General features: G+C 72.8%; 4 protein-coding genes and 1 pseudogene. 2 read left to right on the top strand and 3 right to left on the bottom strand.

Annotation, left to right across the window (positions count from 1 at the left end; all coding sequences use genetic code 11):
• Nucleotides 1–706 (top strand): annotated as a pseudogene (locus Q2100_RS30080) (hypothetical protein); the annotation flags it as partial.
• A gap of 39 nt (nucleotides 707–745) precedes the next feature.
• Here the strand turns inward: Q2100_RS30080 and Q2100_RS30075 are convergent.
• Nucleotides 746–1,165 (bottom strand): hypothetical protein, encoded by a 420-nt coding sequence (locus Q2100_RS30075; protein WP_302916963.1) that lies wholly within the window; start codon nucleotides 1,163–1,165, stop codon nucleotides 746–748.
• Between the two features lie 93 nt (nucleotides 1,166–1,258).
• On the opposite strand from Q2100_RS30075, the gene Q2100_RS30070 reads away from it, so the two are divergent.
• The gene (locus Q2100_RS30070; protein ID WP_302916962.1) at nucleotides 1,259–2,197 is read left to right on the top strand and encodes a D-2-hydroxyacid dehydrogenase family protein; all 939 of its coding nucleotides are present in this window, start codon (nucleotides 1,259–1,261) and stop codon (nucleotides 2,195–2,197) included.
• On the opposite strand, the gene Q2100_RS30065 is transcribed toward Q2100_RS30070, so the two are convergent.
• Both Q2100_RS30065 and Q2100_RS30060 read right to left on the bottom strand, forming a co-directional pair.
• Complete coding sequence (locus Q2100_RS30065) at nucleotides 2,194–3,351, bottom strand: glycosyltransferase family 4 protein (RefSeq protein WP_302916961.1); 1,158 nt, start codon at nucleotides 3,349–3,351, stop codon at nucleotides 2,194–2,196. The genes Q2100_RS30070 and Q2100_RS30065 overlap by 4 nt on opposite strands.
• A gap of 11 nt (nucleotides 3,352–3,362) precedes the next feature.
• On the bottom strand, nucleotides 3,363–4,087 hold a 725-nt coding region (locus Q2100_RS30060; RefSeq protein ID WP_302916960.1), incomplete at its 5' end, for a hypothetical protein.

Below are 4,087 nucleotides of genomic sequence, written 5' to 3'. Positions count from 1 at the left end.
CGCGCTGCCCGGTCTCGGGGTGGTGCGCGACGGACAGAAGTGGGTGGCGCTGGCCGTCCCCGGCTACGCGCTTGCCGGCGCCGGTGCGGTGATCCTGCTGCGACGGTGGCTTCCGGGCGCTGCGGTCGCGGCGGTGTGCTGCGCGGCGCTGATCGCGACCCTGCCCGACCTCGCGTGGGGCGTCGGCGGCCGGATGACCGCGGTGTCCTACCCGGACGGCTGGCGCTCGGCGGCGGCGCTGATCGATGCCGATCCCGGCCCGGTGGCCGTGCTCCCGCCCGACAGCATGCGCCGCTTCGCGTGGGCGGGCCCGGCACCGGTGCTCGATCCGCTGCCCCGCTGGGTGCGTGCGGACGTGCTGAGCACGGGCGACCTCGTCATCGGTGGCCGGACCGTGCCCGGCGAGGGCGCGCGGGCCCGGGAGGTGCAGGACATGGTGCTGGGCGGGGCGACCCGCGAAGAGCTCGCCGCCGCGGGCGTCGGCTGGGTGGTGGTCGAGTCGGGCTCCGGCGACCTCGACCTGCCCCTGGCCTTCCGCGACGATGACCTCACGGTCTACCGGGTGGGCGGCTCCGCGCCCCCGTCGCCGCACCGAGCGCTGATGTTCGCCGTGCACCTGGCCTGGCTCGCGGTGCTGCTGGCGGGGGCGGCGGGCACCACGCGGCGACGGCGACGGACGGGCGCGAGTTCTACACCAGGGCAGTGATCGTCGCGCAGTCGCGACCCTGGTGTCGACGTCGCGCGGCTATCGCGGCTTCTTCGGTGCGCCGCGGCCACGCGGCGGCGGTGGGGTCTTGGGTGTGGCGGCCGCGCCGCCTCGGCCGGTGAACCGGCCGAGGGTCGACACCCCGGGCATCGTGGAAACGGCGTTGAAGACGTCGTTGCCGGTGTTCACCAGCGATTCGAGCTGGGGCAGCACCGCGTCCATCGTCCGGATCATCGGGTCGGCCAGCGCCAGGTACCGCTCCGCGCGGTCGATGGCCGAATTGAGCCGTTCCGTCGCGGCGACGAGGTTCTCGATCAGGTCCGGCAGCTGACCGACGAGCTCGAGCGACGCGCGCGAGCCGCGGAACGCGTCGTTCACCGCTCCTTGGGCCGTCTCGGCCGCGAACTGCGCAGCGGCCTTCACGTCTTTGGGGCCTGGGACCTTCGGCGGCGGAGTCATGTGTCAACTGTGCGCGACGACGCCGTCGATCAAGGTGCTTTTCGTGGCATTCGGGACGGTCGACGCGCACCGAGTGTGGCTACTGTGTGAGCCGTGAAGGTCGCGATCCTGGACGACTACCAGGGCGTCGCGCTGGAGCTGGCCGACTGGTCGCCCGTCGCGACGCGGGCCGAGATCACGGTCTTCGCCGATCACGTCGGTGACCCCGACGACGTCGTGGCGCGGCTGGCGCCGTTCGATGTGGTCTGCGTGATGCGGGAACGAACACCGTTGCCGCGCAGCGTCCTCGAACGACTGCCCCGGCTGAGGATGATCGCGTCGACCGGGTCGCGGAACGCGTCGATCGACACCGTCGCCGCGCAGGAGCGCGGAATACACGTCAGCGGGACCGGTGGCTCCGCGGCCGCGACAGTGGAGCTCACCTGGGCGTTGATCCTGGCGAGCGTCCGCGACGTCGTCGGCCAGGCCACCTCGGTTCGTCGCGGCGGCTGGCAGACCTCGATCGGCCGCGAGCTCAGCGGCCGGACACTCGGCGTCCTCGGTCTGGGCCGCATCGGCACCGCGGTGGCACGCATCGGCGCCGCGTTCGACATGCGCGTCGTCGCCTGGAGCCCGAACCTCACGCCCGAGCGCGCGGCGGCCGCAGGCGCCTCGTGGGTGAGCAGGGACGAGCTGTTCGGCCTCGCGGACGTACTGACCATCCATCTCGTGCTCGGCGACCGGACCCGTGGCCTCGTCGGCGCCGACGACTTCGCGGCGATGAAACCGACTGCCCGCCTGGTCAACACGTCGCGCGGACCGATCGTCGACGAGGCGGCCCTCGTCGAGGCACTGCGGAACCACACGATCGCCGGCGCGGCGCTCGACGTGTTCGACACCGAACCGCTGCCCGCCGACCACCCGCTGCGGGTGCTGCCGAACGTGCTCGCCACACCGCACGTCGGTTACGTCGCCGAGAACCAGTACCGCACGTTCTACGGGGAGGCGGCAGCGGCGATCGGGCAGTGGCTGGACGGCGCGGCAGTGCCTTAGACCAGGCCGCTGACCATCCGCCCGTCGCGGACCGCGTGCAGCACCTCGTGCATGGCGTCGGCGCTCTGCCGCCAGGAGAACTCACCGCTGCGGGTCTGCGCCTTGGTGCCGAGCTGGTCGCGCAGCACCGGGTCGGTCAGCAGCCGGTCGAGCCCGTCGACGAGCCCGGTGAGGTCGTCGACCAGCAGTCCGGTGACGCCGTCGACCACCGAGTCGACCAGCCCGCCGGAGTGCCGGTAGCCGATGGTGGGCACGCCGTGCTGCGCGGCCTCGATCACGGCCAGCCCCCAGCCCTCCTTGCGGGACGGCAGAACGTGCACCCAGGCATGTTGCAGCGCAGCGTGTTTCGTGTGGTCGTCGACGTGGCCGTGGAACGTCACGGCGTCGGCGATGCCCAGGTGCGCGGCGTGCTCGACGAGGCGCTGTCGCCACCAGCCGTCGCCGAGGATGTCCAGGTGCAGGTGCGGGAGCCGGGGCCGCAGTGCGGCGACGGCGTCGAGCGCGTCCTCGATCTGCTTGTGCGGCACCAGCCGGGACAGCACGACGACGCGCGGCTGCCCGGCACGCTCAGCGGTCAGGGTGTGCGGCGGCGCCGCGTCGACGCCGTTGCGCACCACGGCGACCCGGGCCGCGTCGACGCCGAGGTCGGTGAGGTCGCGGGCCGACGGCAGCGAGACCGTGACGTACTGGTTGCGGCGGTGCGCCCGCGGAGACAGCGTCGACTCGACGAACCAGCCGAGCCGCGACATCAACGGACCCGCCACCGGCCACTGCTCGCGGTGGCAGTGGTGCACCAGCACGGCCACCCGCCTGCCGTACGCCAGCCTGGCCATGAACGGCACCCCGTTCTGGGTGTCGACGACGACGTCGGGCCGGACGCGGCGCAACGGGCCGAGGCCGATACGCGCGAGCACCATCGCCAGTCCCGCCCACACGTACACCGAGTGACGGCCGCCGGCGCGGCTGATGTGCACGCCGTCGACCGTCTCGCGCCGGGGCGCGCCGCGGTAGCGCGCGGTCCGCAGGGTCACCCGGACGCCGTCGGCGGCCAGCTGGGCGCCGATGCGTTGCAGGTAGGTCTCGCTGCCCCCACCCTGCGGGTGCCCGGTGTCACGCCAGCACAGCAGCAGGACGGAGCGGACCGGGGCAGACATCGGGCGCCAGCTTATCCGGCGGCGAACTCGGCGAGCTTGGCGTCCACGGCGGCGGTGTCGGGCGAACCGTAGATCCTCGGATCGTCGCTCTCGACGGTCGCCATGAAGGGGCAGTCGGTGGCGGGGCCGTTGACCGTCCCGAGGTTCTCGACGACCCTGCCGGACTTGGCCTCGTGCACGGTGATCTCGTACTCGACCGCGTAGTGGTCGGCGACCTCGCCGTCGTCGAATTCGCAGGTCCCGGACTTCACCTCGGTGCCTTCGACGCGGGTCACACAGGCCACGGCGTTGATCGTCGACCACCGCTTGTCGTCCGCGGAGTACGAGCCCTCCAGCGTGACAGTGGTCCAGTCTTCGCCACCGAACATCCCGGTCGTCTGGCGGAACGCGGCGATTGTGTAGGGCTCCCGGTAGGCGGCGGCGTTGCTCACCGAACCGTCGCCGCACACGACGTCGAAGTCCGATGCGCCCGTCGCGGTGGTGGCGTTCGCCGCGCGCTGCTCGTCGCTGACTTCGTCACTCCCGGAGCGCACGACCAGCAGACCCAGCACGACGACCACCACGACCACCACCGCCGCGGCCACCAGCCCGATGATCAGTCCGGTGTTCTTCGACGGCGGACGCGGTGCGGTCGGCGGGGCCCACGGCTGTCCCTGCGGAGGAGGCCAGTGCGGCGGCGGCGCCCCCCACTGGGGTTGCCCCTGCGGCGGTCCCTGCGCCGGCCCCCATTGCGGCG

The organism is Mycolicibacterium arseniciresistens, from assembly GCF_030519285.1.
Lineage (GTDB): Bacteria > Actinomycetota > Actinomycetes > Mycobacteriales > Mycobacteriaceae > Mycobacterium > Mycobacterium arseniciresistens.
The sequence above is the reverse complement of the archived record's forward strand: the minus strand, read 5'-3'. Positions and strand labels throughout refer to the sequence as shown.

Bases quoted from the DNA above. Each gene is read 5' to 3' on its own strand.
- Q2100_RS30075 (WP_302916963.1), bottom strand. From the start codon at position 1,165: ATGACTCCGCCGCCGAAGGTCCCAGGCCCCAAAGACGTGAAGGCCGCT.
- Q2100_RS30065 (WP_302916961.1), bottom strand. From the start codon at position 3,351: ATGTCTGCCCCGGTCCGCTCCGTCCTGCTGCTGTGCTGGCGTGACACC.